This is a genomic window from Olivibacter sp. XZL3 (assembly GCF_004368405.1).
GTDB lineage: Bacteria > Bacteroidota > Bacteroidia > Sphingobacteriales > Sphingobacteriaceae > Olivibacter.
The window spans coordinates 1-4,913 of sequence record NZ_SBJH01000007.1 but is presented as its reverse complement, the minus strand read 5'-3'; the positions used below and the strand labels follow the sequence as shown (position 1 = coordinate 4,913).

Annotated in this window: 5 protein-coding genes; 2 read left to right on the top strand and 3 right to left on the bottom strand. The window is 43.3% G+C overall.

Translation table 11 applies throughout. The annotated features are described in order from the left end of the window. The first annotated feature begins 284 nt into the window (after positions 1-284). A complete protein-coding gene (locus EPX21_RS02415; protein WP_134088093.1) occupies positions 285-1,004 on the top strand; it encodes a DUF4397 domain-containing protein in 720 nt (239 codons plus the stop codon). A 6-nt stretch (positions 1,005-1,010) separates the two neighbouring features. Here EPX21_RS02415 and EPX21_RS22580 read toward each other — a convergent pair whose 3' ends face one another. From EPX21_RS22580 to EPX21_RS02405, 3 genes are all read right to left on the bottom strand, one after another. Further along, positions 1,011-1,163 (bottom strand): hypothetical protein, encoded by a 153-nt coding sequence (locus EPX21_RS22580; protein ID WP_166670665.1) that lies wholly within the window; start codon positions 1,161-1,163, stop codon positions 1,011-1,013. 21 nt (positions 1,164-1,184) lie between these two features. Continuing rightward, a complete protein-coding gene (locus EPX21_RS02410) occupies positions 1,185-1,589 on the bottom strand; it encodes a DoxX family protein (RefSeq protein ID WP_134088092.1) in 405 nt (134 codons plus the stop codon). Between the two features lie 87 nt (positions 1,590-1,676). Continuing rightward, positions 1,677-2,591: an LD-carboxypeptidase gene (locus EPX21_RS02405; RefSeq protein WP_134088091.1), complete on the bottom strand. Its 915-nt coding sequence runs from the start codon at positions 2,589-2,591 to the stop codon at positions 1,677-1,679. Positions 2,592-2,746: 155 nt separating this feature from the next. Between EPX21_RS02405 and metG the strand changes: the two genes are divergently transcribed. Continuing rightward, a complete protein-coding gene (gene metG, locus EPX21_RS02400; RefSeq protein ID WP_134088090.1) occupies positions 2,747-4,813 on the top strand; it encodes a methionine--tRNA ligase in 2,067 nt (688 codons plus the stop codon). The last annotated feature ends 100 nt before the right edge of the window (positions 4,814-4,913 follow it).

Genomic DNA, 4,913 nt, shown 5'->3' with positions numbered 1-4,913 from the left:
GAAAACTCCTCTGGAGTTTCCCACATTCCAACATCTTAATCAACAACAATAAAAGTGTCTACTTTTTTTAGGACATGACACGGCATACTGCTTGCAACTGTTACTGCCACTTGTAATCATGGCATATATACAGTGTTCATAATCCTAGATACCGCAGGCAGGCATCACTACAAAACACCGTTTATCACCAACAAACTACAACGTATAAGAGCTGTAGCTTTTTCAAACATTCCTCCGTTAGATTGTTTGTGAAATGAAAGACGAACTAAACAAAAGGGAACACTATGAAAATGAAAAACTACTTTATCCTCTTCATGACGGTAATCATGGGAGGATTGGCGTTTACCGCATGTAATGACGATGACGATTATGTGCGTATGCCCACAGCTTATGTAAATTTCGTGAACGCGTATGCGGGAGCTGATGCATTGGGGATTAAATTGGATAATAATAGTGTGGACAGAGGTGCCTCCCTAGAGTATGGCAAGTTTATTCCATATCTTTACGGACAAGCTTACCCCGGCACACGTCGCTTCAGTGCCGGAATTCCCAACACAAGTACAGCCATAGTAGACAGCACCATCACGTTGCAGGACAGCATGTTTTATACATCTTTTATTTACGGCTATCAAGATACGGTATCCAGTATTTTAGTGGAAGATAAAAACCCGGCTGATTACGATTCAAGCAAGCCCTATATCCGCTTTTTTAATCTTTCGGAAAATACGCCATCAGTAAAGGTTAATCTGATTCAAAACGGCACTCCGACAACGGTGTTTAACGACAGACCAATCGACGAGCAAAGTTCTGCGACCGCCAACGCAGGTTTCATTGCCACGACTGAAGGAAGCTACACCATACAGGTCACCGATATGAACGGGACGCAATTGGCGCTGAGAAATGAGGCAGCAACATTAAGTGCAGGAAGGTTATATACCATCATTACGCGTGGAATTAATGGCGATAGCCAGAAGCCGCTCGTAATTGGCATTTTCGAACACTGATCCTTGTTAATTAAACAAAGCATATAGCCATTGACCCAGCATATAACCGAAGCGAAGAGACAAGGCAATAATCAATAAAATAAAAGCCAATCCAAATGCATATTTGTAGATTGGCTTTTTTAATTCTTCTTTTAATCTCTCGGTGAATTGGTCTGCCATTCGCCGTCTCCCATATTTAAATTAACGTTTATCCACACTATATTTTCCGGGGCCTATTAAGGCCAGGCCTATAAAGACAAATAAGAGCTCTATAGGGTGACCGGCAGACATAAAACCTTCCGCCTTGTAGTGGTGAAGGGCGGCCATTAGCATGACAAAGGCCAGCAATAAAGCAACTGGCCTGAAAGCAAGACCTATAATCAACAGAAAACCACCCAAGGTTTCCGTAATTGCCGCAAGAAACCCCCAAAAAGTATAACCAAAAGTGATGCCAACATGGTTCATTGAAGAGCCTACACCCTTCCACATCTCCGGGCCACCCATAATTTTGGGATACCCATACATGATAAACATGAAGCCTAATGCTAAACGGATGATTAATAATCCGGTGTTTTTGTAATTCCCTAGTGTTGAAAGCAGTGCCATTTTAGTTTTAAGTTTTACGTTATAAGTTTTAAGTATTCATATTTTGCTTGTTAGTTTAACTATTGCCTTCAGCTTAAGATCTATGGCTTATTGCCCCCTATCGTCCACGTAAGCAAAACGTACTTGGTGCTCCCTTACGGTTAGATGCGCTTCCCGACCGAAAATCAAAGAATAATTGTTGTCAATATGCCCGGCAGGGAAGTCAAAGGCAACGGGATAGCCGTATTCTCCTACAACCTCCAAAACGAGCTCTTCTATACTTATCCCAAAAGGGACCTTATTATCTTTTAAGTTGGTGAACCCACCAACCAGCAGTCCCTTTAAGTTCTTTAATTTCCCTGCCCGTTTTAAGGTCCACAGCATGCGGTCAATGGCATAATAGAATTCGCCCACGTCTTCGATGAACAGAATTTTTCCGTCATAATCCATGTCCGAAATCGAGCCTAACACATTAATCAATAGCGCTAAATTCCCGCCAATTACGATGCCTTCGGTTTCTCCAAGAATATTTTTGTGCGTGCTTGTATACTCGTATAACGGATTTTTACCAAAAAGCGTCTCCTTTAAGCTAAGCAGCGATTCTTTCGTAGCATCCGGTATGGTGATCGGCATTTGCCCGTGTATTGTCGGAATTCCGTAGTTCCGATGAATGTGGCTATGTATAACCGTGACATCGCTGAAGCCGATAATCCACTTAGGCGCCAGGGCGAAATGAGCAAAATTAACCCGATCGATCATGCGTACGCAGCCATAACCGCCTCGCGCTGCAAAAACGGCCTTTATTTCATCGTTATCCAGCATACGCTGAAAATCTTCGGCGCGGAGTTCGTCACTGCCTGCATACTGTCGATCACTGCTTTGAACGGTTTTTCCAAGTACCACCTCCAATCCCCATGCGGTGAGCAGCCTTACAGCGTCGTGTAAATCCGTATCCACTTTCCACGCCGGACATACGATGCCAACCTTGTCGCCTTTTTTTAAATAAGGAGGTGTTTTCTTCATATCTGTTTATTATCAAGTGCAAATTGATGTATCTTTGCCGAATTAACAAATCATTTTTAAAAAAAGCGCTCGCGTTATAAGTGATAAGTTGTAAGTAATAAGTACCATCTGCCGCTTAAAACGTACAACTTAACACGTACAACCTGTTACAACAAATGAAAGACTTTAAACGTTATACCATTACTTCCGCCCTCCCTTATGCCAACGGACCTTTACATATTGGTCACCTCGCAGGAGCGTATATTCCCGCAGATATTTTTGTGCGTTTCCTGCGCATGAATAATAAGGATGTCGCTTTTGTCTGTGGTTCGGATGAACATGGGGCGGCGATTACCATCAAGGCGAAGAAGGAAGGGATTACGCCTCAGCAGATTATCGACAAGTATAATGCGCAGATAAAAGAGAGCTTTGAAGAATTTGGTATTTCTTTCGATATTTATCATCGCACTTCCTCCAAAATTCATCACGAGCTTTCACAAGAGTTTTTCCTCAATCTTTATCATAAAGGCGAATTTGTAGAAAAATTTTCGGAGCAGTATTATGATGAGGAATATCATCAGTTTCTTGCCGATCGATACATTGTTGGAACCTGTCCTAATTGTCATAATGAGGGCGCCTATGGCGATCAATGCGAGAAATGCGGGACATCTTTAAGCCCCACCGATTTAATCAACCCGAAGTCGACCTTAAGTGGGAAAACGCCTGTACTGCGAGAAACGAAGCATTGGTATCTACCTTTGGATAAATACCAGAGCTGGTTGGAGAAATGGCTGCTGGAGGGGAAAAAGGACATCTTAAAGTCGAACGTATATGGGCAATGCAGTTCCTGGTTAAAATCCGGCTTGCAAGCCCGCTCCATGACGCGCGACCTCGACTGGGGGGTGGATGTTCCTCTTGAAGAGGCGCAAGGTAAAAAGCTGTATGTTTGGTTAGATGCACCGATCGGATATATTTCCGCTACCAAGCAATGGGCCTTGGATACGGGCAAAGACTGGGAAAAATACTGGAAGAAACAGGAAAATCCGGACGACGATGCCTGCTTAATTCATTTTATCGGAAAAGACAATATTGTATTTCATTGCATTATCTTCCCATCTATTTTACATGCCCACGGAGAATACATCTTGCCCGAAAATATACCGGCGAACGAATTCTTAAACCTTGAAGGGGATAAGCTTTCCACTTCGAGAAATCATGCCGTATGGTTGCATGAATACTTGGCCGATTTTCCAGGTAAGCAAGACGAGCTGCGCTATGTGCTGGCTTCTATCCTACCGGAAACCTCCGATAGCGAATTTACATGGAAAGATTTTCAGGCAAGGGTTAATAACGAACTGGTAGCTATATTCGGAAATTTTATTAACCGCGTGCTGGTCTTATCCCACAAATATTTTGATGGCAAGGTTATGGCAGCGGGCGATTTGACGGAGAAAGATAAATTAGTGCTTTCCGAATTGGAACGTTATCCAAAAGCGATTAGTTCTTCCTTAAGTCAATACCGCTTCCGGGAGGCCTTGGCGCAATTTATGAACGTAGCGCGTTTAGGGAACAAGTATTTGGCTGATGAAGAGCCTTGGAAATTGATTAAGACCGATGAAGATCGGGTGAAGACCATCCTGAACATCGGAGTACAGATTGCAGCTAACTTGGCCGTATTAGCACAGCCGTTCTTGCCACATACAGCAGAGAAATTATTTCAAATGCTTAATTTTCAAGATCGGCAATGGGCCACCACGGGCAATCCGGAATTGCTGCCAGATAATCACCAGTTAGGTGACGTGCAGTTGCTGTTTGAGAAAATTACGGACGAGCAAATAGAGGCGCAGCTTGCTAAATTGGCGCAGGCAAAAGTTGACAATGCAAAAACGCAAATGAGCACAGCCGAACCGGCAAAGCCGAATATTTCCTTCGACCAATTTACCCCGTTGGACATCCGTGTGGGCAAGATATTGACGGCAGAAAAAGTGGCAAAGACAAAGAAATTGCTGAAATTAACCATCGATACCGGTATTGATCAACGGACGGTCGTTTCGGGGATTGCTGAATTTTTTGCTCCTGAGGATATAATAGGAAGGCAGGTTTCCATTTTGGTGAACTTAGAGCCGCGTGAAATAAAAGGAATCCTTTCTCAAGGGATGATTTTGATGGCCGAAGACGCCGACGGTCGATTGGATTTCGTGGCGCCGCCATCGACAATCGCTCCGGGAAGCGTTGTTAGGTGATAGAATAGGGAGTAAGGTTTAAGGTATAAGTGTCTTGTCCTGATATAGGTTGACAGTTTATTATTTACAAACTGACAAGCATGATGGCGAAATTACAGAG